General features: G+C 71.3%; 20 protein-coding genes and 1 tRNA gene. 4 read left to right on the top strand and 17 right to left on the bottom strand.

What is annotated here, in order from left to right; translation table 11 throughout:
- Positions 1-15: 15 nt before the first annotated feature.
- From rodA to J2X46_RS21455, 5 genes are read right to left on the bottom strand one after another with little or no spacing between them, the layout of a single operon-like run.
- Positions 16-1,188, bottom strand: a complete 1,173-nt coding sequence (gene rodA / locus J2X46_RS21475) for a rod shape-determining protein RodA (protein ID WP_310254203.1) — start codon at positions 1,186-1,188, stop codon at positions 16-18.
- A 4-nt stretch (positions 1,189-1,192) separates the two neighbouring features.
- Entirely contained in the window at positions 1,193-3,331 is a 2,139-nt protein-coding gene (gene mrdA, locus J2X46_RS21470) for a penicillin-binding protein 2 (protein WP_310254197.1), read from the bottom strand.
- Entirely contained in the window at positions 3,328-3,840 is a 513-nt protein-coding gene (gene mreD, locus J2X46_RS21465) for a rod shape-determining protein MreD (RefSeq protein ID WP_310254195.1), read from the bottom strand. The genes mrdA and mreD overlap by 4 nt, the downstream gene beginning before the upstream one ends.
- Positions 3,837-4,775: a rod shape-determining protein MreC gene (gene mreC / locus J2X46_RS21460; RefSeq protein WP_310254193.1), complete on the bottom strand. Its 939-nt coding sequence runs from the start codon at positions 4,773-4,775 to the stop codon at positions 3,837-3,839. Before mreC ends, mreD begins: the two co-directional genes overlap by 4 nt.
- Positions 4,775-5,803, bottom strand: coding sequence for a rod shape-determining protein (locus J2X46_RS21455; RefSeq protein ID WP_310254192.1), 1,029 nt, complete (start codon positions 5,801-5,803; stop codon positions 4,775-4,777). The genes mreC and J2X46_RS21455 overlap by 1 nt, the downstream gene beginning before the upstream one ends.
- A 126-nt stretch (positions 5,804-5,929) precedes the next feature.
- On the opposite strand from J2X46_RS21455, the gene J2X46_RS21450 reads away from it, so the two are divergent.
- A complete protein-coding gene (locus J2X46_RS21450) occupies positions 5,930-6,493 on the top strand; it encodes a DUF937 domain-containing protein (protein ID WP_310254190.1) in 564 nt (187 codons plus the stop codon).
- Between the two features lie 312 nt (positions 6,494-6,805).
- Here J2X46_RS21450 and ndk read toward each other — a convergent pair whose 3' ends face one another.
- The 3 genes from ndk to J2X46_RS21435 are packed head-to-tail and all read right to left on the bottom strand — an operon-like array spanning position 6,806 to position 9,047.
- The gene (gene ndk / locus J2X46_RS21445) at positions 6,806-7,231 is read right to left on the bottom strand and encodes a nucleoside-diphosphate kinase (RefSeq protein WP_310254188.1); all 426 of its coding nucleotides are present in this window, start codon (positions 7,229-7,231) and stop codon (positions 6,806-6,808) included.
- 29 nt (positions 7,232-7,260) lie between these two features.
- Positions 7,261-7,683: a DUF4233 domain-containing protein gene (locus J2X46_RS21440; protein ID WP_310254186.1), complete on the bottom strand. Its 423-nt coding sequence runs from the start codon at positions 7,681-7,683 to the stop codon at positions 7,261-7,263.
- A complete protein-coding gene (locus tag J2X46_RS21435; RefSeq protein ID WP_310254184.1) occupies positions 7,680-9,047 on the bottom strand; it encodes a folylpolyglutamate synthase/dihydrofolate synthase family protein in 1,368 nt (455 codons plus the stop codon). The genes J2X46_RS21440 and J2X46_RS21435 overlap by 4 nt, the downstream gene beginning before the upstream one ends.
- A 50-nt stretch (positions 9,048-9,097) precedes the next feature.
- Here J2X46_RS21435 and J2X46_RS21430 point away from each other — a divergent pair, with 50 nt between their 5' ends.
- Positions 9,098-10,993, top strand: coding sequence for a M48 family metallopeptidase (locus tag J2X46_RS21430; protein ID WP_310254182.1), 1,896 nt, complete (start codon positions 9,098-9,100; stop codon positions 10,991-10,993).
- Here the strand turns inward: J2X46_RS21430 and J2X46_RS21425 are convergent.
- Positions 10,990-12,012 carry a hypothetical protein gene (locus J2X46_RS21425; RefSeq protein ID WP_310254180.1) on the bottom strand — a complete coding sequence of 341 codons (1,023 nt, stop codon included), beginning with the start codon at positions 12,010-12,012 and terminating at the stop codon, positions 10,990-10,992. The two genes, J2X46_RS21430 and J2X46_RS21425, sit on opposite strands and share 4 nt — an antisense overlap.
- A gap of 9 nt (positions 12,013-12,021) precedes the next feature.
- On the bottom strand, positions 12,022-12,951 hold the full coding sequence (locus J2X46_RS21420) for a GNAT family N-acetyltransferase (RefSeq protein ID WP_310254178.1): 930 nt from the start codon (positions 12,949-12,951) through the stop codon (positions 12,022-12,024).
- A gap of 77 nt (positions 12,952-13,028) precedes the next feature.
- On the opposite strand from J2X46_RS21420, the gene valS reads away from it, so the two are divergent.
- Positions 13,029-15,641: a valine--tRNA ligase gene (valS, locus tag J2X46_RS21415; RefSeq protein ID WP_310254176.1), complete on the top strand. Its 2,613-nt coding sequence runs from the start codon at positions 13,029-13,031 to the stop codon at positions 15,639-15,641.
- Positions 15,642-15,885: 244 nt separating this feature from the next.
- Here the strand turns inward: valS and J2X46_RS21410 are convergent, their stop codons facing one another.
- The 5 genes from J2X46_RS21410 to J2X46_RS21390 all read right to left on the bottom strand — a co-directional run bounded on the left by J2X46_RS21410 (position 15,886) and on the right by J2X46_RS21390 (position 20,052).
- Positions 15,886-16,737: a hypothetical protein gene (locus J2X46_RS21410; protein WP_310254174.1), complete on the bottom strand. Its 852-nt coding sequence runs from the start codon at positions 16,735-16,737 to the stop codon at positions 15,886-15,888.
- A 133-nt stretch (positions 16,738-16,870) separates the two neighbouring features.
- Positions 16,871-18,151 (bottom strand): ATP-dependent Clp protease ATP-binding subunit ClpX, encoded by a 1,281-nt coding sequence (clpX, locus tag J2X46_RS21405; protein ID WP_310254173.1) that lies wholly within the window; start codon positions 18,149-18,151, stop codon positions 16,871-16,873.
- Positions 18,152-18,284: 133 nt separating this feature from the next.
- Complete coding sequence (locus J2X46_RS21400) at positions 18,285-18,893, bottom strand: ATP-dependent Clp protease proteolytic subunit (RefSeq protein WP_310254171.1); 609 nt, start codon at positions 18,891-18,893, stop codon at positions 18,285-18,287.
- 2 nt (positions 18,894-18,895) lie between these two features.
- Positions 18,896-19,501: an ATP-dependent Clp protease proteolytic subunit gene (locus J2X46_RS21395; protein ID WP_211732383.1), complete on the bottom strand. Its 606-nt coding sequence runs from the start codon at positions 19,499-19,501 to the stop codon at positions 18,896-18,898.
- A gap of 125 nt (positions 19,502-19,626) precedes the next feature.
- Positions 19,627-20,052, bottom strand: a complete 426-nt coding sequence (locus tag J2X46_RS21390; RefSeq protein ID WP_310254169.1) for a MarR family winged helix-turn-helix transcriptional regulator — start codon at positions 20,050-20,052, stop codon at positions 19,627-19,629.
- A 24-nt stretch (positions 20,053-20,076) separates the two neighbouring features.
- Here J2X46_RS21390 and J2X46_RS21385 point away from each other — a divergent pair, with 24 nt between their 5' ends.
- A complete protein-coding gene (locus J2X46_RS21385; protein ID WP_310254167.1) occupies positions 20,077-21,240 on the top strand; it encodes a phosphotransferase in 1,164 nt (387 codons plus the stop codon).
- Between the two features lie 87 nt (positions 21,241-21,327).
- On the opposite strand, the gene tig is transcribed toward J2X46_RS21385, so the two are convergent.
- Together tig and J2X46_RS21375 are read right to left on the bottom strand one after the other, a co-directional pair.
- Positions 21,328-22,701 carry a trigger factor gene (gene tig / locus J2X46_RS21380; RefSeq protein WP_310254165.1) on the bottom strand — a complete coding sequence of 458 codons (1,374 nt, stop codon included), beginning with the start codon at positions 22,699-22,701 and terminating at the stop codon, positions 21,328-21,330.
- Between the two features lie 170 nt (positions 22,702-22,871).
- Positions 22,872-22,944, bottom strand: a tRNA-Pro gene (locus J2X46_RS21375).
- Between the last annotated feature and the right edge of the window lie 21 nt (positions 22,945-22,965).

Here is a 22,965-nt window from a genome sequence, read left to right as displayed (position 1 = left end):
CCTAGCCAGCGAGCGTCAGCGACCGACGGGGCCCGAGGACCTCAGGTGGATGTTCTGGAGCAGCCCCAGCGCGAGCATGCCCGCGAAGAGCGAGCTGCCGCCGTAGGACACGAAGGGCAGCGGCACGCCCGTGACCGGCATGATGCCGAGGCACATGCCGATGTTCTGGAAGGCCTGGAAGCCCCACCAGCAGGCGATGCCCGCGGCGGCCACGCGGCCGAAGAGGTCACCGGCGTCGGCGGAGATCGCCAGGGCCCGCCAGACGAGGACCGCGAGCAGGGCGATCATCACGCCCGCACCGATGAGCCCGAGCTCCTCGCCGGCGACGGTGAAGATGAAGTCGGTGTGCTGCTCGGGGACGAAGCCGGACCGCGTCTGGGAGCCCTCGAACAGGCCCTGGCCGAGGAGCCCGCCGTTGCCCACGGCGATGCGCGCCTGCTCGGTGTTGTAGCCGGCACCGCGCGGGTCGAGCGTGGGGTCCATGAAGGCCAGGAAGCGGTCGACCTGGTAGGGCTTGAGCACGCCCATCGACACCGCGACGATCGCGCCGCCGACGGCGCCCAGGGTCAGGCCGCCCAGCCAGCGGCGCCCGGCCCCGGCGACGGCGAGCACGCCGAAGACCGTGGCCGAGAGAACGAGCATGGTGCCGAGGTCGGGCTGGAGCAGGATCAGCGCCGCGGGCACGCCGGCGATGGCGAGCATCGCGACGACCTCCACGCTGCGCACGCCACGCCCCCAGCGCCGCTCGGTGCGCTCGGCGACGACCAGCGCCATGCCGATCACCACCGCGAGCTTGGCGAACTCCGAGGGCTGGATCGACATCCCGCCGAGCTGCAGCCACGAGCGCGAGCCGTTGATCGTGCTGCCGGCGACGAGCACCATCACCAGCCCCGCGACGCTGGCGACGTACGCGAGCGGCGCGAGGATCCGGACCCACCGGTGGTCGATCGCCAGCACCGCGACCATCAGCACCACGCCGATCGCGACGTTGACCAGCTGCTTGCGGAGGTAGGCGTTGGGGTCGCCCCCGGTGAGGTCGGCGCGGGTGGAGGTCGCCGACCAGACCAGCAGGGTGCCCATCGTCACGAGCGCGGTCGCGGCGAGCATGAGCACCCAGTCGAGACCCGGTGCGCGCAGGCTGCTGGTCGTCTGCCCGGCCCGGGCCGGGCGGGTGGAGAGGATGGTCACCGGGTCACTCCCCCGTCTTCTCACCGAGCTTGGCCGCGATCGCCGGCGGCATGATCGAGCCGTCCGCCAGGAACTGCGGCAGCTTCGCCGGCGGCACGGTGCCGGGGATCGCCGCCCGCTTCGGCGTGACGGTCTCGCCGTCGATGCCGTACAACGCCTCCCAGATCGCGCGGATGCCCTCACCCGTCGACCCGGAGCCGGTGCCGGCCTGGCTGATCATCATCACCACGACGTAGTCCTTGGTGTAGGACGCGACCCAGCCGGTCGACTGCTTGCCGTAGACCTCGGCGGAGCCGGTCTTGGCGCGGACGGTGACCTGGTCGAGCGGGAAGCCGCCCATCTTCCAGGCCATCGTGCCGACGGTGGTCACGCCCTTGAGCGCGTTGTCGATGAAGTCGATGTCCTTCTCCGGCACGTCGACCTTCGCCACCTTGCGCGGCGCGATGCGGCGCAGCACCTTGCCTTCGGGGCTCACGATCGCCTTGGCGACGGTCGGTGCCCAGAGCGTGCCGCCGTTGCTGAGCGCGGCGTAGGCGCGGGCGAGCTGGAGCGGGGTGACGATGGTGTCGCCCTGGCCGATGGAGAAGTTCACCGCGTCGCCGGCGCGGTAGAGGTTGCCCTCGACGCAGAACTCGCGGGCGAACTTGTAGACGAAGTCGCTGGTGTCGGCGTCCTGCGGCTTGCTGCTCAGGTCGCAGTAGTAGTCCTTCTGCGACTCGTAGTAGGCCTGCTTCCAGTGCCGGTCGGCGATCCGGCCGGGTGCCTCGCCGGGCAGGTCGATGCCGGTGCGCGAGCCGAAGCCGAAGACCTTGGCGATCTCGACGAGCGGGTCGCGGGCGTCGAGGTCGGCCGGGTCGCTCCCGAACTTCTGCCAGAAGTTGTAGCCGATCCGGTAGAAGAAGGTGTTGCAGGAGACCTCGAGGGCGCGGGCGAAGCCGATGAAGCCCTCGGCGGCGGACTCGTGGTTCTTGAAGACCCGGTTGCCGACCTGGAAGCCCGAGGAGCAGTCGAGCTGGGTGTCGGTGGAGTAGCCGTTGGTCAGGGCGCCGGCCGTCATGAACGGCTTCCACGTCGAGCCGGGGGCGAACTGGCCTTGCGTCGCGCGCGAGAGCAGCGGGGTGCCCGCCTTCTCGGAGTAGAGCCGGGCCAGCTCCTTCTCGCTGATGCCGCCGGTCCACACGTCGGGGTCGTACGTCGGCTGGCTGGCCATCGCGATGACACGCCCGGTCTTCGCGTCGAGGACCACCGCGGCGCCCGAGTCGGCGGCGAACTTGCGGCCGGTGACGGGGTCGACGGTCGCGCGCTGGACCTTGATCCGCTCGGCGAGCTGCTTCTCCACGACCGACTGCACCTTGGCGTCGATCGAGGTGACCAGGGTGTCGCCCGGGGTGCTCTCCACGACCGAGTCGTCACCCAGCACGCGGCCCATCGAGTCGACGGCGACGCGGCGGTAGCCGGGCAGGCCGCGCAGCCACTCGTCGTACTCCTTCTCGACGCCGGCGCGGCCGACGACGGAGGCACCGTTGAGCGAGCGGTCGTCGCGCTCGGAGGCGAGGTCGAACTCGTCCTCGGTGATCGGGCTCAGGTAGCCGAGCACGTGGGCCAGGTTGATGCCGAAGGGCTGCGGGTAGGAGCGGACGTTCTGCTGCTCGGCCAGCACGCCGGGGTAGTCCTCGGGCTGCTCGAGCACACGGAGCGCGACGTCCTTGGAGACGTCGGTCGCGACGGGCACGGGCTGGTAGGGCGAGCCGTTCCAGCACACGTCGCGGACGCTGCCGGGGTCGCCGCAGGTGACGAGCCGGGCCTCGACCTTCTTCGGCGTGCTGTCGACCACCACGGACACGCGGCGCACAAGCTCGGTGCGCTCGTCCTCGTCGAGCTTGCCGAGCAGCGTGCGGTCGACCGAGATGACCCACGACGTGCGGTTGGCGACGAGCGGTCGGCCCTGGCTGTCGACGATCAGGCCGCGCTGCGGCTGCACGACGATGTCGCGCACCGACTGGTTGGCGGCCTGCGCCTGGTAGGACTCGCCGCCGATCACCTGGAGGTAGTAGAGCCGCACGAAGAGCGTGGCGAAGAGCGAGAACGCCAGCGCCTGCACGACGACGAGGCGGAGCCGGCTGCGCTGGCTGGACGGGCTCACGAGGTGGCCCACTGCGGGCTGAGCCGGGCGAACAGCCTCATCAGCGGCGGGAGCACGAACGGCGTGAGCAGGACGTCCCAGACCACGGCGACGAGGACGACCTCGAGGAGGCTGCCGACCGACATGGCCGGGTCCTTGAGCAGCACCCCGGAGAGCGCGAACAGCGACGTGGCGACGAACGACGAGGCCGCGACGGTGCCGACCACGGCCAGCGCGGTCGGCTTCTGGTCCTGCCGCACCCGGGCGGCCAGGAAGGCGGCGACAGTGAGCGCGAGCGCCCAGCGCCCCGCCACGTGGTCGGCCGGTGGCGCGAGGTCGAGCGCGACTCCGGCGACGAAGCCGAGCACCAGCGCGAACGGCGCCTCGACGGTCAGCGCGGCGGCCACCACGACGAGGAGGCAGAGGTTGGGCACGATCCCGTGCCACGCGACGTGCGGGAACAGCGAGACCTGGAGGGTCAGCGCGACGACGACGGCGGCGACAGCGGCGAGCCAGCGGAGGTACGTCACCTCAGGCTCCCGTCGGCCTCGATGATCGCGCGGTCGCTCGCCGCGCCGCTGGGCACCATCACGCCCACCACGTCGAGGGCGGAGAAGTCGACGAACGGCTTGACGACCGCGCGCTGCGAGGCCTCGCGGAGCGAGCTGTAGACCTCGGTGATCGTGCCGATCGGCACGCCGGGCGCGTAGGGGCCGGTGCTGCTCCCCCACGTCACGACCGTGTCGTCGCGCGAGGGCACGGACGCGTCGTCGACCAGGCGCAGGTCGAGGCCGGCGTCCTCCTTCAGCGAGCCGCTGCCGGTGACGAAGCCGATCTCCATGCTGGAGCCGACCCGGCCGCCGACGGTCGAGTCGGGGTCGACGATCAGCAGCACGGTCGCGGTGCTGCGGGTGACGCGCAGCACCCGGCCGACGAGGCCGTCGTTGTTGACGACCGTCATGTCGGGCCCGACCCCGGCGTCGGAGCCGGCGTCGATGGTGACGGTGAAGCTCTGCGACTGTCGCGAGCCCATCGCCACGACGCGGGCGGGGACCAGTGCGGACCCGAGGTCCTCCGCGGCGCTGGTGAGGCCGTCGTACTGCTCGAGGCGGTTGCGGTCGAAGCCGGCCAGCTCGACCTTGCCGCGCAGCTCGGCGTTGCTGGCCTCGAGGTCGCGGACCTCGTCGGCGAGGTCGCCCTTGCTGCGGAACCAGGCCGGCACGGACGTGAACGGGCGTACGGCGGCCGCCGCGGCCGACTCGGCAGGACCGAACGCCTCGCCCACTGCCCGACGGGCCGGCTCGAGCGGCGAGCTGCCGCCGCCGGAGACGTCGAGGGTGACCAGGGTGATGCTGGCGAGCACCAGCGCGACGAGCAGCGAGCGGGGCGGACGGTTGCGCGACTCGAGCTTGTCGAGGCCGGTCCAGCGCCGCTCGCGACCGTCCTGCCCCCCGAAGCCGCGCATCAGAAGCGCCTCACGTCGGAGACGAGCACCTGCTGGAGCGCTTCGAACTCCTCCACGCACTTGCCGGCGCCGTAGGCCACCGAGGACAGCGGGTCCTCGGCGACGTGGACGGGCATGCCGGTCTCGTGGCGGAGCCGCTCGTCGAGGCCGCGCAGCATGGCGCCGCCGCCGGTCAGCACGATGCCGCGGTCCATGATGTCGCCGGCCAGCTCGGGCGGGGTCTGGTCGAGGGTGGTGCGGACGGCGTCGATGATGTTGTGCAGCGGCTCCTCGAGCGCCTGGCGCAGCTCGGAGCTGGAGACGACCACGGTGCGCGGCAGGCCGGAGACCATGTCGCGGCCGCGGATCTCGGCGTCGGGCTCGCTGGGCAGCGGGAAGGCCGAGCCGAGGGTCATCTTCATCTCCTCGGCGGTGCGCTCCCCCAGCATCAGGGAGTACTCCTTCTTCATCCACGCGATGATCGCCTGGTCGAGGTCGTCGCCAGCGGTGCGCACGGACAGGCTCGTCACGATGCCGCCGAGGCTGATCACGGCGACCTCGGTGGTGCCGCCGCCGACGTCGACGACCATGTTGCCGGTCGCCTCGTGCACCGGAAGCCCCGCGCCGATCGCGGCTGCCATGGGCTCCTCGACGATGTAGACCCGGCGGGCGCCGGCCTGGTAGCCGGCCTCCTTGACCGCGCGCTGCTCGACGGCCGTGATGCCGCTCGGCACGCAGATCACCATGCGGGGCTTGGCGAAGTAGCGGCGGCGGTGCACCTGGTGGATGAAGTAGCGCAGCATCTGCTCGGTCGCCTCGAAGTCGGCGATCACGCCGTCCTTGAGCGGCCGGATGGCGGCGATGTTGTCGGGCGTGCGGCCGATCATCCGCTTGGCCTCGTGGCCGACCGCGAGCACCTCGCCGTTGGTGGTGTTCATGGCCACCACGGACGGCTCGTCGAGCACGACGCCCTTGCCGCGGACATAGACCAGCGTGTTGGCGGTGCCGAGGTCGACGGCCATGTCGCGGCCGATGATGCTGTTTGCCATTGGCGCTGGAGCCCTTGCGGTCGGGTGCTGCTGGGAAGGGGGTCAGCGGTGCCACCGACCCACGCTCAGGCTAAGGAGCACGCACGGCTGTTCCGGGGAGGACACGCGCGGGTCTAGGTTCGGGACATGGCCGACCTCGATGAGCTCCGTGCGTCACTTCCCATCGACCAGATCGCCGCACGGCTCGGTGAGGACCCCGACGCCGTACGACAGGCGGTGGACGTCGCCCTGCCCGCGCTGCTCGGCGGGCTGCAGGCCAACGCCGCGGATCCCGGCGGCGAGGCCTCGCTCACGGAGGCGCTCGGCCAGCACGACCCGGCCGTCGCGACGGAGCCGATCGATCTCGCCGACGTCGACCCGGCCGACGGCGAGCGGATCACTGCGCACATCTTCGGCGGCCAGCACGACCAGGTCGTCCACCAGCTCGGGTCGACCGGTGCGAGCAGCTCGCTCGTGCAGAAGCTCCTGCCGCTCCTCGCGCCGATCGTGCTGTCGTACGTCGCCAAGCAGATGGGTGCGAAGGGCGGAGCGGTCGGCGGAGGCGTGCTCGGCTCGATCCTGGGGTCGATCCTGTCCGGCGCCGCTCAGGGCGCCGGCGGCTCGTCCCGCTCCTCGAGCGCCTCCGGAAGCCTCGGCGGCGTCCTCGGTGACCTGCTCGGCGGGCTGCTCGGCGGCGGCCGGAAGAGCTGACCTCGCCGAGCGATCCCCGGCTGACCGGGGATCGCTGAACATGTCGGCCCGTGCACGGCCTGACAAGTTCAGCGAACGCCTGACACCCGGCGTCATCCGCGGCTGGTGGCGGCACACGACATCGAAACCAGGCCTACGCATGTCGCCCGCCGCCACCTTCACCCGGGTTTGTCCGAGGGTGGCGGCACACGACATCGAAACCGGGCCTACGAGTGTCGTCCGCCGCCACCTTCGCGCCGTTGGGCCTCGGCAGCGACGTACGTCGGGTTCAGGAACCTCGCTCAGCGCCTGGCGCGCGAGCGAGCCCGCGAGTCAGAGCGAGGGGAACCAGATCCCGATCTCACGCGTGGCGGACTCCTCGGAGTCGGAGCCGTGGACGAGGTTCTGCTGGACGGCGAGGCCCCAGTCGCGGCCGAGGTCACCGCGGATGGTGCCCGGGGCGGCGACGGTGGGGTCGGTGGCGCCGGCGAGGGAGCGGAAGCCCTCGATGCAGCGCTGGCCCTCGATCACCACGGCCAGGACCGGGCCGGAGAGCATGAACTCCACGAGCGGGCCGTAGAACGGCTTGCCCTCGTGCTCGGCGTAGTGGGCGGCGAGGATCTCGCTGGTCGCCTCGCGCAGCTCGACGGCCGCGAGCGTGTAGCCCTTGGCCTCGATCCGGCGGAGGATCTCGCCCGAGAGGCCGCGGCGGACGCCATCGGGCTTGACGAGGACGAGGGAGCGCTGGACGTCGGTCATGCGGGCAGCCTAGCGAGCGGTGAGCGTGCTCACTCCTGCTGGGCCTGCTCGGCCCGCCAGGCGGCCCACGCCTCGGCGCGCTCGCGCTCGATCTTGCGGCCGAGCAGGTCGGCGGCTGCCCAGAGCGCGGCGAAGATCGCGCCGAGGGCGAACATCGCCGGGACGATGAACCCGAGGCCGATCGCGGCCACCTGGACGACGTACCCGGCGAGGTAGGCCCACTCCGCGCGGAGCATGCCGACGAGGAGCAGGCAGACGACCGCCAGGCCGAGGCCGACGGACAGCGCGGTGCCCGTGGAGACGTCGGCGATCGTGATCATCACGGGCGTGGTGAGGCCGAGGGTGATCGCCTCGAGGCTCAGCACGGCGGCGCACATGCCGCGGCGCGGCGAGCGCTCGGTGTTGGTCGGCGCGTCCTGCTCGGCGCTCCGCTCGGGGGTGTCCTCGCTCATCGGCGGCCCTTGAGCAGCGCGCGGGCCTCGCCCACGGTGACGACGGACCCGGTGACCAGCACCGCGCCCGCACCGATCGACACGTCGATGGCCTCCTGCGCCTCCGCGAGGGTGGCCGCGCGGTCGATCGCATCGGCCAGGTCGGGGACGACCGAGACCCGGTCCTCGCCGAAGACCTCGGCGGCGACGCGGCCCAGCGCGGCGGCCGACATCGAGCGCGGCGTGGAGTTCTGGGTGCAGACGAGGTGGGAGAGATGCGGCTCGAAGGCCACCAGCACGCCTTCGTAGTCCTTGTCCTCCATCACGCCCATCACGCCGACGAGCGGGCTGAAGGAGAAGGAGTCCTCCAGCGCCGCCGCGGTGGCCTCGGCGCCGTGCGGGTTGTGCGCGGCGTCGAGCAGGATGGTGGGGCTGCGGCGGATGATCTCGAGCCGTCCGGGCGAGGTGACCTCGGCGAACGCGGCGCGGACCAGGTCGTCGTCGAGGATGCCGGTGCCGGCGAAGGCCTCGACGGCCGCCAGGGCGACGGCGGCGTTCTGCGCCTGGTGGGCGCCGTAGAGCGGGAGGAACACGTCGTCGTACCTGGCTCGGAGCCCCTGCAGCGAGACCACCTGTCCACCGACGGCGGGCGTGCGCGCGGCGACGCCGAACTCGACACCCTCGCGGGCCACGGTGGCACCGACCTCGGCAGCCCGCTCCAGGAGTACGGCGGCGACCTCGGGCGTCTGCTCGGCCAGCACCGCGAAGGAGCCCGACTTGATGATGCCGGCCTTCTCGACCGCGATGGTGGCGGGATCCTCGCCGAGGTACTTCGCGTGGTCGACGGCGATCGGCAGCACCACTGCGACGTCGGCGTCGATGACGTTGGTGGCGTCCCAGCTGCCGCCCATGCCGACCTCGACCACCGCGACGTCGACCGGGGCGTCGGCGAAGGCGGCGTAGGCCATCCCGACGATGGTCTCGAAGAAGCTCAGCGGGTGGTCCTGCTCGGCGTCGACGAGGTGCGTGTAGGGGGCGACGTCGTTGAAGGCGCGCACGAAGGCCTCGTCGTCCAGCGGCTCGCCGTCGATCGAGATCCGCTCGCTCATCCGCTCGAGGTGGGGCGAGGTGAAGCGGCCGGTGCGCAGGTCGAGGGCCCGCAGCAGCGTCTCGATCATCCGGCTCGTGCTGGTCTTGCCGTTGGTGCCGGTCAAGTGCACCGAGCGGAACGAGTGCTGCGGCTCGCCGAGCAGCTCGGTGAACGCCTCGATCCGGTCCAGGCTCGGCTCGAGCTTGGTCTCGGGCCAGCGCGACAGCAGGGCGTCCTCGACCTCGTCGAAGGTCTCCGCGGGCCGGGCATTACCGGAAAACGTCTGCTCTGACACTCCCGGGAGTCTAGTGTCACCGCAGTCGAGGCCTTGGGGGAGGACCTGTCATGAAGCACACCGGCCGCGCGGCGCTCGCCGTCGCGCTGCTCGTCGGCTTCTACGCCTACGGAGTCGGCGTCCTCGTGGGGCTCGGGTGGCTGCTCGTCCTCGCGCTGGAGCACGGGCTCCCGGGCTTCCTCGCCGGCAAGGGCTTCCTGGTCCTGGCGGTCGTCGCCTTCGCGGTCGTCCGCAGCCTGTTCGGGCTGCGCAAGAACGCCTCGTCCACTCCTCCCGGGCTGCTGCTGCCGCCGGAGGAGCACCCGCGCCTGTGGGACGTCGTACGCCACTTGGGGGCGACCGTCGGCACCCGGCCGCCCGACGAGATCCGCCTCGTCCCCGACGTGAACGCGGCGGTCTCCGAGGAGTCGAGCTGGCTCGGGCTGCGTCCGGGCCGCCGGCGCATGTTCATCGGCGCTCCCCTGCTGACGACCTTCAGCGAGTCCGAGCTGGTGTCGGTCCTGGCCCACGAGCTGGGCCACTACAGCGGGCGCCACACGGCGTGGGGCGGGTTGGTCTACCGCAGCCGGGAGGCCATCGGCCGGACCCTGGAGCGCCTCCAGGACCACCCCGTCGTGTCCGCCCCGTTCCGGCTCTACGCCCGCTTCTACGTCGCCGTCACCGCCGCCACCAGCCGCGCCCAGGAGCTCGAGGCCGACTGGCTCTCGGTGTCGGTGGCCGGCCCCGCCACGGCGACGCGCGCGCTGCTGGCCATCGAGCCGCTCGCCGCGGCGTGGAGCTTCTTCCTCGAGACGTACGCCCTCGCCGGGCGCGAGGACGGCCTGCGTCCCTCCGACCTGTTCGGGGGCTTCGAGCTGTTCCTCCACGACCCGGAGCGGCAGCGCCAGATCGCCGAGCTGAACATGCGCGCCGAGCCGGAGGCCAACCGGTGGACCGACACCCACCCGCCCGTCGCCGAGCGCGTGCGGGCGATGGAGAGCCTCGGCCTGGCCGACGTCGACGACACCTCGGCGCCGGCCATCGAGCTGCTCGGCGACTACCTCGACGCGCTGCGCTCGCTGGAGGACGACATGTTCGCCGGGTCCGGCCTGGACCCCGCCGGGTGGGACGAGGTGGTCGGCGCCGGCGCGCGACGTACGTGGGACCAGCTGTCCGGACTGGTCACCTCGACCGCACGCGAGCGCGACGACGCGCCACGGCTCGACGGCGTGCTCGACGCGGTCGCCGACGGCCGGTTCCGCGGCTACGTCGCGGCCGTCCTGGTCGACCCCGAGGCACACGCCGAGGAGGCGCAGCGCGAGCTGCTCGACGCGCTCTGCCGCTCCGCGCTGGTCGCGGGCGGTGCCCGGGTGCGGGTGAACTGGTCCGGGCCGGCCCACGTGCTGAGCCCGCACGCCGAGCGGCTCGACCCGTCACCTCTGGTGTCGGCGTCCTTCGACGACCCCTCCGGCGTGCGCGCCCTGCGCGAGTGGCTCGTCGCCAACGGGGCGTCGCTCGACCACGAGCCGCCCGTCTCGCAGGCCGCGGCCGACGATCGTGAGGCCATCGCATCCCGAGCGCCTGAGCTGCTCTCGGTGATCGGTCGGGTCAGGTGCGCGGGTGCCTTCCGGTCCGGGGGCTACTGCTTCCTCCTCACCCACGGCCTCGTGCTGAGGGGGATGCGGCTCGGCGACAGCGCGAAGGGCATGGGGTCCTACACCGCCATGCTCCGGGCGGCACGCCGCCGCACGCCGGACGAGCTGCTGGCCGACCGCAGGGCCGTGTTCGTGCCCTGGGACCAGGTCGTCCGCGCAGAGCCCTTCACCCGGTGGCGGCACCAGCGCGTCAGCTTCGAGCTGGTCGACGGTCGCAGCCTGACGCTGAAGTGGCTCTACGACACCCAGGACGACCCGACGTTCCTCCCGTCTCTGGCCTACTTCCTCGGCGACCGGTTCGAGGGCTCCTAGCAGGACACCACCTTGCGCCACGGCTTCACGACCTGGAGCGCCTTGCCGTCGAGCGGCTTCGCGCGGAACTGGTCGAGCGCGTCCTCCCACCGCGGGTCGGCGGTGCCGGTGACGTACATCGCCGAGCCCTGGTCGGCGTAGACCAGGCCGTACTTCTTCATCGCCTTGACGATGGTGCGCGCCACGCCGGTGTAGCGGTGGGCCGGGAACGACCTCGGCAACCGGAACCGCAGCCCGTACGCCGGCAGGTCCCGCGCGGTGTTGCCGCTCGGGCCGCAGTGGCGGGCCGGCCAGGTGTAGGCGCTACGGGCGCTCGGCATCGTGAAGCGGAGCGCGTGGGTGATCCGGCCCGACGCGGCCTCCTCGTAGGACAGCAGGCCCGGCGTGATCGGCAGGCCCGCGGCGTCGGCGGAGGTCCACCGTGCCGGCCGCAGCTTGTTGGACGACAGGTCCCAGCGCGCGGCGGCGGCGGCCCGCCAGGCCACGACCTGGCCCGACGCGTCGCGCACCCGCTCGGCGGCGTACAGCTCGATGAGCTCGCACGTGCCGCTGCGCACGGCGAGGACGTGCCGGTCGCCATCCCCCGGGTCGGGCTCGGAGCGGCTGCCGCCCTCGATCGCGGCGTCGGCCGGGACGAAGACGGGGCCGCGGTCGCTCTCGTCGCCGTAGTCCTCGCCGTCGACGCCGAACTGCAGCGGCAGCAGCGGCTGGTCCTGCGGCACCACGTTGACCGGGATGCCGTAGTACTCCTCGGTCGTGCCGAGGTCGAGGTGGAGGTCGTGCCCGGCGAGCTGCTTGCCGACGATCGCGTCCGACCACTTCCACTCGGGCCGCTTGTCGATGCGCTGGTTCCACGGGTTGTCGGCGGGGAAGACCTCGCACCCGCCGATCCGGTGCACGCGGGGCGCCGCCTTCGCGTCGTCCGCCGCACCACCCGCGGGCACCGAGGCCGGTGCCGCCGTGACGGGGAGGACGAGGCTGAGCGGGAGGAGCGCGAGGGCCAGTGTCGTACGCCGCATCGGGCGAGCCTAGGGGGTCGGCGGGACCCTGACGAGGTGCTCGGCCATGTCGATGACCGGCTCGTAGCCCAGGCTCGCGTAGATCTTGTTCGACGTCGGGTTGGCCTGGTCGGTGAACAGGCACATCCGGGTGCCGGCCTCGAGCCCACGCCGCGTCAGCTCCCCCACGACGTACGACGCGATGCCGCGGCCGCGGTGCTCCTTGGGCGTGTAGACCGGACCGATCCGCCCGACGCCGTACGACGGCAGCCCGGCGCCGGACAGGTGCGCGACCGTGCCGTCCGGCAGCTCCCACAGCCACTCGATGCCCTCGCGGATCCGCACCAGCACGCTGTCAAGGGTGTTGTGCTCCCCGGAGTGGGGGTCGGGCGCGCGACCCGCCTGCTCGTCGGCCTCCTCGTGGAACGCGGTGAACCACGCGAGCACCAGCTCCGCGTCGTCCTCCGTCGCCTGCCGCAGGCGGCCCTCGGGCGCCGGCGGGACGTCGACGGACGTGGCCTCCCAGAGCCGGGTCGCCTTGTCCGTGACCAGCTCTGCCCCGGCCAGCTCCGCCGTCGTGCGGGCCAGCACCTCCGCGCCCGGGAGCGCGCCGTTGGCGCCGCCGAGGAGCTCGCCGCGCTCGTGCAGCGCGGCCGCCAGCGCGCGGGCGGCCGCGTCGGGCATCGGCAGCGCGAAGGTCGGGTAGGGCTTGAACGTCGCGGTCCGCATCACGGCGCTGACGACCTGACCGGAGCCGTCGCGGACGACCAGCCACCATCGCGCGAACGGCGCGTCCACATCGGCCCAGGAGTCGATCCCGGCGTCCAGCTCGCGCTCGACCCGCTGGCTCACGCTGGCGATCACGCTCCCCAGCACCGGCTCCGCCTCGAGCAGCGCACCGGCCGCGTCGAGGAAGGGTCGCGGGCTGGCGAAGAACTCCAATGTGAGGGCGTCGTCCATGGCTGCACGCTAGGGCGATCGACCGCCCGGTCGATACTCGTTTTCGCAGGCCGGAGGCCCGTCAATAGACTTCTGGCATGACTGAGAACCCCAGCACCCCTGCCCCGGAGACGACCAGCACCGATCCGCGTGCTGTCGTCGTACCGGAGCGTCCGGCGCTGGAGGGCCTGGAGGACAAGTGGTCCAAGGCGTGGGCCGACAACGACACCTACGCCTTCGACCGCACCCAGCCGCGCGAGAACGTCTACTCCATCGACACCCCGCCGCCGACCGTGAGCGGCTCGCTGCACGTCGGCCACGTCTACTCCTACAGCCACACCGACCTCATCGCGCGCTACCAGCGCATGCAGGGCAAGGCCGTCTTCTACCCGATCGGCTGGGACGACAACGGCCTGCCGACCGAGCGTCGCGTCCAGAACTACTTCGGCGTCCGCTGCGACCCGACGCTGCCCTACGACCCCGACTTCACCCCGCCGGAGAAGCCGGACCCGAAGCGCCAGGTGTCGGTCAGCCGACCCAACTTCATCGAGCTGTGCGAGCAGCTCGTCGTCGAGGACGAGAAGGCCTTCGAGGCGCTGTGGCGCCAGCTCGGCCTGTCGGTCCAGTGGAACCCGACCTACACGACGATCGGCGACCACTCCCGCACGGTCAGCCAGCGCGCGTTCCTGCGCAACTACGCCCGCGGCGAGGCCTACCTCTCCGAGGCCCCGACCCTGTGGGACGTCACCTTCCAGACCGCCGTCGCCCAGGCCGAGCTCGAGGCCCGCGACTACCCCGGTCACTACCACCGCGTCGCGTTCCACAAGGCCGACGGCAGCCCGATCCACATCGAGACCACGCGCCCCGAGCTCATCCCGAGCGTGGTCGCGCTGATCGCGCACCCCGACGACGAGCGCTACCAGGACGTCTTCGGCACCACGGTCACCTCGCCGGTCTTCGGCGTCGAGATCCCGGTCCTCGCCCACCCCGCCGCCGAGCCCGACAAGGGCGCCGGCATCGCCATGTGCTGCACCTTCGGCGACCTCACCGACGTCATGTGGTGGCGCGAGCTCGACCTGCCCATCCGCACCGTGGTCGGCCGCGACGGCCGCATCCTCCGCGAGACCCCCGAGTGGCTGGCCTCCGCCGAGTCGGCGTACGAGCAGCTGGCGGGCAAGACGACCTTCAGCGCCCGCGAGGCGATGGTCGCGCTGCTGCGCGAGTCCGGTGACCTCGACGGCGAGCCGAAGGCCACCCAGCGCATGGCGAACTTCTACGAGAAGGGCGACAAGCCGCTCGAGATCGTCGCCACCCGCCAGTGGTACATCAAGAACGGCGGTCGCGACGCCGGGCTCCGCAAGGAGATGCTGGTCCGCGGCGAGGAGATCACCTGGATCCCCGCCCACATGAAGCACCGCTACGACAACTGGGTCGGCGGCCTCAACGGCGACTGGCTGATCTCGCGCCAGCGGTTCTTCGGCATCCCGTTCCCGGTCTGGTACCCCCTCGACGCCGACGGCGAGCCCGACCACGACCACCCGCTGCTGCCCACCGAGGACCAGCTCCCGATCGACCCGTCGACGCAGGCCCCCGGCGGCTACACCGAGGACCAGCGAGGCAAGCCCGGCGGCTTCGTCGGCGACCCCGACGTGATGGACACCTGGGCGACCTCCTCGCTCACGCCCCAGATCGCCGGCATGTGGGAGGTGGACGACGACCTGTTCCAGCGGGTCTTCCCCTACGACCTCGCCACCCAGGCGCACGACATCATCCGCACTTGGCTCTTCTCGCGCGTGGTCCGCGCCGACTACGAGTTCCAGGTCGTGCCGTGGTCGCACGCGATGATCTCCGGCTTCATCGTCGACCCCGACCGCAAGAAGATGTCGAAGTCCAAGGGCAACGTCGTCGTCCCGACCGACATCCTCGACACCTACGGCGCCGACGCCGTCCGCTGGCGTGCCGCGATCGGTCGCCCGGGCCTCGACTCGCCCTTCGACGAGTCGCAGATGAAGGTCGGCCGCCGACTGGCGATGAAGGTGCTCAACGCGTCGAAGTTCGTCCTCGGCAACGTCGGCGCCACGACGCTGGTCCCCAGCGCCGTCAGCGCGCCGGTCGACTGCGCCCTCCTGGGCCGGCTCGAGATCGTGGTCCGCAAGGCCACCGAGGCGTTCGACGCCTACGACTACACGACCGCCCTCGAGGTCACCGAGAAGTTCTTCTGGGAGTTCTGCGACGACTACCTCGAGCTGGTCAAGGAGCGCGCGTACGACGCCGACGGCGGCGCCGCGACCGAGTCGGCCAAGGCCACGCTGGCCATCGCGCTGCACACCCAGCTGCGGCTGCTGGCGCCCTTCCTGCCGTACGCCACCGAGGAGGTGTGGTCGTGGTGGCAGGACGGCTCCATCCACCACGCCGCGTGGCCGACGGCCGCCGACCTCGGGTCTGCCGCGGCGTCCCAGCCGCTCGTGCTCGACGCCGTGGCGGCGGCGCTGACCGGCATCCGGGGCGCGAAGTCGCAGGCCAAGGCCAAGATGCGGGCGCCGCTGTCGCGGGTCGAGATCACCGGCCCGGAGGGCCTGGTCACGGCGGCCCAGCAGGCCGAGGACGACCTGCGGGCGGTCGGCACGATCGTCGGCGAGCTCGTCTTCACCACCGACGACGCGGCCACCGAGCTGCGCGTGAGCGCGGAGCTGGCGCCGACCGAGGGCTGACCGGCGCCGGTCAGGATGCGAACCCGGCTGCGGACCCACGAGGCCGCAGCCGGGCACGCCGGCTCACATGAGGAGCATCAGGACCAGGCAGAGCACAGCCACCAGGACCGCCGCGATGATCGGTCGCTTCTCGTCTGCCCGTAACGGGTCTTCGCCCCACATGCCAACGAGACGCGGATCACGCCGGTCCATGACACGGTTCCGGCGAGAAGTTTTCGACAGGCCCGAGATGGGCTAGTCCACCTCAGGGGTGACGAGCGGCCTTCGCGGCGTCCCGGGCGGCCTCTGCGGCCGCGCGCTCCGCCTCACGGGCAGCCTGGGCCGCCTCGCGCTCGGCCTCCTTGGCGGCCTTCGCCGCCTCTTGCTCGGCCTGCCGCTGGGCCTTCGCCGCCTCGCGCTCGGCCTCCTTGGCGGCCTTCGCCGCCTCGCGCTCGGCGTCACGGGCGGCCTTGGCCGCATCGTGCTCCGCCTGCCGCTGGGCCTTGGCCGCCTCGTGCTCCGCCTGCCGCTGGGCCTTGGCCGCCTCGCGCTCGGCCGCACGAGCAGCCTGGGCCGCCTCGCGCTCGGCCTGCCGGGTGGCCTTCGCGGCCTCGTGCTCCGCGTGACGGGCCGTCCTGGCCGCGTCGCGCTCGGCCTTGCGCTGGGCCTTCTCGGCCTCGCGCAGCGCCTGACGGATCGCACGCTCGGCGGCCCGGTCGGCCTGCGTGTCGGTCTGCTGGTCGGTCTGCTCGACGTCCGAGTCGCTGGTCGACGTGGTCGAGGCGGTCACCGTCGTCGAGGCGGTGTCCTCGGACCGCCCTCGCGAGCGAGCGGGTCCGGCATGGGCCGAGACCTTCGTCACCGGGGCGCCGGAGGCGGTGCCCAGGGGCTGGGTGCTCAGCTCGGTCGGGACGCTCACGGGAGTCGCCGGAGCCTGCCGTGCGGGCCGTGCGTGGGTGCGCGGGGCGGCGTCACCGTGGGCGGCGGCCACGATCGGTCGGCCCGGGTGGAACAGGTCCACTCCCCAGCCGCGCGCCACCGAGAAGGTCATCAGCACGGCACAGAGCACCGCGACCAGTGCGAAGCCGGCGAGCGGCCGCTTCTGATCGATCCCCACGGGTTCCCCTTCCCACACGACGGGTGAGACGCCAGTGTCTCCGGGCCATGACGCAGGGGCACGGTCGTTAGTCCCGAATAGTCCGAAATGACTAGTCGGGGCTAGTCACCCCGGGTGGGTGGGGAGCCTGGGATCAGGCCGACTTCTTCTTCTTGGCCTCGGACTCGCGCGGGATCAGCGTCGGGGCGACGTCGTCCTCGACCACCTCGCGGGTGACGATCACCTTGCCGACATCGCCGCGGGAGGGGACGTCGTACATCACGTAGAGGAGGACCTCCTCGATGATCGCGCGGAGGCCGCGGGCACCGGTGCCCCGCTCGAGTGCCGCCTCGGCGATCGAGTCGATCGCGTCGTCGGTGAACTCGAGCTCGACGCCGTCGAGGTCGAAGAGCTTCTGGTACTGCTTGATGAGCGCGTTGCGCGGCTCGGTGAGGATCTGCACGAGCGCCTCGCGGTCGAGCTTGCTCACGCTCGCGATGAGCGGCAGGCGACCGATGAACTCGGGGATCAGGCCGAACTTGGTGAGGTCTTCCGGTCGCACCTGGGCGAGCAGGTCGTCGGCCTCGCGCTCGGCGGCGCCGCGGACCTCGGCGGTGAAGCCGAGCGACTTCTTGCCCACGCGCTGCTCGATGATCTGCTCGAGCCCGGCGAAGGCACCACCCACGATGAACAGGATGTTGGTGGTGTCGATCTGGATGAACTCCTGGTGCGGGTGCTTGCGCCCGCCCTGCGGGGGCACCGAGGCCGTGGTGCCCTCGAGCATCTTCAGCAGCGCCTGCTGGACGCCCTCGCCGGAGACGTCGCGCGTGATCGAGGGGTTCTCCGCCTTGCGGGCCACCTTGTCGATCTCGTCGATGTAGATGATGCCCGTCTCGGCCTTCTTGACGTCGTAGTCGGCGGCCTGGATGAGCTTGAGGAGGATGTTCTCGACGTCCTCGCCGACGTAGCCGGCCTCGGTCAGCGCCGTGGCGTCGGCGATCGCGAAGGGGACGTTGAGCATCCGGGCGAGGGTCTGGGCGAGGTAGGTCTTGCCGCAGCCGGTGGGCCCGATGACGAGGATGTTGGACTTCGCGACCTCGACCACGTCGTCCTTGGCCTTGCCGGAGACCGGCTGCAGGCCCGCCTGGACGCGCTTGTAGTGGTTGTAGACCGCGACGGCCAGCGACTTCTTCGCGTGCTCCTGGCCGATGACGTAGGAGTTGAGGAACTCGAAGATCTCACGAGGCTTCGGGAGCTCCTCGAGGCTCACCTCGGAGCCCTCGGCGAGCTCCTCCTCGATGATCTCGTTGCAGAGCTCGATGCACTCGTCGCAGATGTAGACGTTGGGTCCCGCGATGAGCTTCTTGACCTGCTTCTGGCTCTTTCCGCAGAAGTTGCACTTGAGCAGGTCGCCGCCGTCACCGATACGTGCCACGAGTCGTGTCCTCCAGTCTCGCCGGTCGGGGAGCCCGGCTGTCATCACCCTGCAACGGGCCCCACGACGGTACCCCGAGCCGGCCCCCTGCGGGGGCCGGACACGAGATGTCGCCGATCATGTTTTTGGTGTGTCAGGCGAGCGCCGGGGCGCCCTTGCGGGACTCGATGACCGCGTCGATGAGGCCGTACTCCACAGCCTGCTCGGCGGTCAGGATCTTGTCGCGCTCGATGTCACGGCTGACCTGGTCGATGTCCTTGCCGCTCGAGTCGGCGATCATCTTCTCCAGCAGCTCGCGCATCCGCAGGATCTCGTTGGCCTGGATCTCGATGTCGGAGGTCTGGCCGAACGTGCCCTCGGTGTAGGGCTGGTGGATCAGGATGCGGCTGTTGGGCAGCGCCATCCGCTTGCCCTTGGCACCGGCGCCGAGCAGGATCGCCGCTGCGGAGGCCGCCTGGCCCAGGCACACGGTCTGCACGTCGGGCTTGATGAACTTCATCGTGTCGTAGATCGCGGTCAGCGCCGTGAACGAGCCACCGGGGCTGTTGATGTAGATGCTGATGTCGGTGTCGGGGTTCATCGTCTCCAGGCACATCAGCTGGGCGATGACCGCGTTGGCCACGTCGTCGCTGATCGGCGTGCCGAGGTAGATGATCCGCTCCTCGAAGAGCTTGGCGTAGGGGTCGATGCGGCGGAAACCGTAGGAGGTCCGCTCTTCCCACTGCGGGATGTAGTAGTTCATGTTCAGTCCTGCTTCCGGGCCGGGCGACCCTCGTCGGCTGCCTCGCGGGCACTGGTGATCACCTGGTCGACCAGGCCGTACTCGACCGCCTGGTCGGCGGTGAACCACCGGTCGCGGTCGGCGTCGGCGACGACCTGCTCGACGGTCTGGCCGGTGTGCTCGGCGATCAGGTCGAGCAGCACCTTCTTGATGTGCAGGGACTGCTGGGCCTGGATCTTGATGTCGGAGGCCGAGCCGCCCATGCCCGAGGAGGGCTGGTGCATCATGATGCGCGCGTGGGGCAGGGCGTAGCGCTTGCCCTTGGTGCCGGCGCACAGCAGGAACTGGCCCATCGAGGCCGCGAGACCCATGCCGACCGTCGCCACGTCGTTGGGGATGTAGTTCATCGTGTCGTAGATCGCCATGCCGGCGTCCACCGAGCCACCGGGGCTGTTGATGTGGAGGAAGATGTCGGCCTCCGGGTCCTCGGCGGAGAGCAGGAGGAGCTGGGCGCAGATCGCGTTGGCGTTCTGGTCGCGCACCTCCGAGCCGAGGAAGACGATGCGCTCGCGGAGGAGGCGCTGGTAGATGTGGTCGTCGAGGCCATACATCCCACCGGCGCCGTTCATCTCAGGCGAGAGGGCTGGGCTGGAGTTCTGGTTCACGCTGGCGACACTAGCCGGAAGGACGGACACTTCCACGCGAAGACCCACCCTGTTCGCCCACAGCGGATTCCTCCCGCCGAACCGACACGTCAGCCGAGCGCGACCTCCTCCAGCACCTCGCGGAACACGCGGTAGCGCTCCCGCCCTACCTGCTCGGCCCACGCGGCGTCGCAGGCCTCGAGCACCGCGGAGGCCCGCCCCAGGGCCTCCCGGCCGGCCGGGGTGATCGTGACGCGCCGCGCACGCGCGTCGTGCTCGGCGACGGCCACCTCGACCATGCCGAGCTCCGCGAGCTGTCGTACGAACTGGCCGCATCCCTGGGTGGTCATGTCGACGCACTCGGCGAGCTCGCTGATCGTCATGCCCTCGGGCGGCAGCCACTCGAGCACGCGCAGCTGCGAGGGGCGGAGGTCGGGCGCCTCCACGGCCAGCCGGTCGCGCACCCGCCCGAACAGCATCCCCATCAGCATCGGGAGGTGCGGCTCCGCCGCGGGAATCCTCTTGACACCAGTCATGAAAGCAACTTACCTTCTTTGACCATGAAAGCAACTTTCACGCCCGGCGGGTCGGTACGTCCCCGGCGTGAGCTCCTGGGGGACGCCGACGTCACCGACAGCGAGCTGGCGTCGCTGGTCGCCGACCTCTGGGGCGTACCGGAGGTCTCCCTGGTCGACTCGGCGGCCGAGGCGGTCGACTACGACCTCGAGTCGATGCTGACTGGTTCGCGGACCTGGGTCCGCGGCCATGCCGACACCGGTCACGGAGCCCGGCCGTTCACGTTCTTCGTCAAGGCGGTGCGCCACTGGCGGCACTCCCCGATGTTCGCCTTCGTCCCGCCCGAGGTGGCCGAGTGGGCCTCGACCACGGTGCCCTGGCGCTCGGAGGTCCTCGTCTACGGCTCCGACCTCGCCGAGCGCCTGCCCGACGGCCTCACGATGCCGAGGGCCCTCCGGATCGACGACCGGCCCGACGACACGGCGGTGCTCTGGCTCGAGTCGGTCGAGTCCGACGCGACCCCGTGGACCGACGAGACCTACACGAGGGCGGCCCACCTGCTCGGCCGGATGTCGGGCAGCCCCCGGGTGGACGAGCTCGCCGCCCTCGACCCCCAGCCGTGGCTGATCCACTTCTTCGTGGACGGTCGGCTCGCCCACACCGTCTTTCCGCTCTTCGCCGACGAGGGTGTCTGGCAGCACCCGGCCGTGGCCGAGCACTTCGGGCCCCTGCGCGAGGAGCTGGCGGCGGCGATCAACGGCGTCGACCGCCTCGCGCAGGAGTTCGCCGCCCTCCCCCACCGTGCCTCGCACGGTGACGCGTGCCCCAACAACCTGCTGCGCCACCCCGGGGCCGACGGCTTCACCCTGATCGACTACGGGTTCTGGCGGCCCCAGCCAGTGGGCTTCGACCTCTCCCAGCTGCTCGTCGGCGAGATCCAGATGCGCCGGTGCGGTGCCGAGGACCTGCCCGAGCGCGCCGAGGCGTGCCTGACGGCGTACGCCGACGGGCTGGCGGCCGAGGGCGCTGCGGTCGACCCCGCCGTGCTCCGGCGTTCGCACGCGGTGTGCCTGATGCTCTTCAACGGCATGCCGAGCATCCCGGTCGAGGCGCTGGGCGAGGACGACCAGGACGCCGTCGCCCACTACGTGGCGCAGCGCGCGGGACTGGCCCGCTACGCGCTCGACGTGCTGGCCGCCACCGCCTGACGCGCACGCGGGGGCCAGCAAGACCAGGGGGAATGGCGACCGGCGCCCACCCTAGGGGTGGACGCCGGTCGCTAGGTGCGCGGAGGCTCAGGCCTCGGCGGGCTCCTCGGCAGCAGCCTCCTCGGCGGGGTCGCCGATGGTGCCGTCGGGGCGCAGGTTCTTCAGCTCGACCACGTTGCCCGAGGCGTCCTTGACGGTCGCGGACTCCACGATCGTCGCGAGCGCCTTGCCGCGCAGGATCTCCTGCACGAGCTCGGGGATGTGGTTGTGCTCGAACATGTGGTTGGCGAACTCCTGCGGGTCCTGGCCGGACTGCTGGGCGCGCCGCACGAGGTGCTCGGAGAGCTCGGCCTGGTCGATGCCGAACTCCTCCTTCTTCGCGATCTTGTCGAGGATGAACTGGGCGGCGACGGCGTCGCGGACCCGGCGCTCGAGGTCGGCCTCGAACTCCTCCTGGGTCTGGCCCTCGTCCTCGAGGTACTTCTCCATGGTGATGCCGGCGAAGCCGAGCTGCTGCTCGACGTTCTGGCGACGCGCGTTGAGCTCGTCGGTGACCATCACCTCGGGAAGCGGGATGGAGACCTTCTCGAGGAGGGCCTCGAGCACCGCGTCGCGGGCGGCGGCGGCCTGCTCGAGGCGCTTGCCGCGGCCGAGGCGCTCGCGCACGTCGGCGGTGAGCTCCTCGGCGGTGTCGAACTCGGAGGCGAGCTGGGCGAACTCGTCGTCGACGTCGGGGAGCTGCTGCTCCTGGACGGCGGTCACCTTCACGGTCACCTGGACCGGCTCGCCGACCAGGTCGCCACCGACGAGCTCGGAGTCGAAGGTGGTGTCGTCGCCGGCGGACAGGCCGACGAGGGCCTCGTCGAGGCCGTCGATCATGCCGCCGCGGCCGACCTTGTAGGACATGCCGGTGACCTCGCCACCCTCGACGGTCTCGCCGTCCTTGGCGGCGGTGAGGTCGATGGTCACGAAGTCGCCGTCGGCGGCTGCGCGCTCGACCGGTACGAGGGTGCCGAAGCGCTCACGCAGCGCCTCGACCTGCTCCTCGACGTCGGCGTCGGTGATCTCGATGTCCTCGACGCTGGCCTCGAGGCCGTCGTAGGCGGGCAGCTCGAAGTCGGGCTTGACGTCGACCTCGGCGGTGAACTCGAGGGACTCGTTGTCCTCGAACTTCGTCACCTCGATCTCGGGCTGGGCCAGCGGCTCGAGGTCGTGCTCCTGGAGCGCGGCCATGTACTGCTGCGGGACGACGGCGTTGATCGCCTCGTCGAGGACCGGGCCGCGACCGACCTGGCGGTCGATGACCGCCGGCGGGACCTTGCCGCGGCGGAAGCCCGGGACGTTGATCTGCTTCGCGATCTTCTGGTAGGCCGCGTCGAGGCTCGGCTTGAGCTCCTCGAAGGGCACCTCGACGGTCAGCTTGGCCCGGGTTGGGCTCAAGGTCTCGACGGCGCTCTTCACAAATGTCTCCTGATGCTGAAAGGTCAATGGGCGGACCACATGAGTCGTCCATGGGGTCGTACGGGGATCGGCACGGCCGCACGCACGGGGGAAGCCGACGGCCGCAAACCTCGTCAGTCTATCGACGGGCGGGGCACAGGCCGAATCACGCCCGTGCCGTGGCCGACCGGTCGGGGCGACAGGACTCGAACCTGCGATCTCCTGCTCCCAAAGCAGGCGCGCTAGCCACTACGCTACGCCCCGCCAAACCGGCCCCGCGACGTG

The organism is Nocardioides sp. BE266, assembly GCF_031457855.1.
Taxonomy (GTDB): Bacteria; Actinomycetota; Actinomycetes; order Propionibacteriales; family Nocardioidaceae; genus Nocardioides.
Note: the sequence above shows the minus strand (reverse complement) of the source record. Positions and strands in the feature narration are given on the sequence as shown.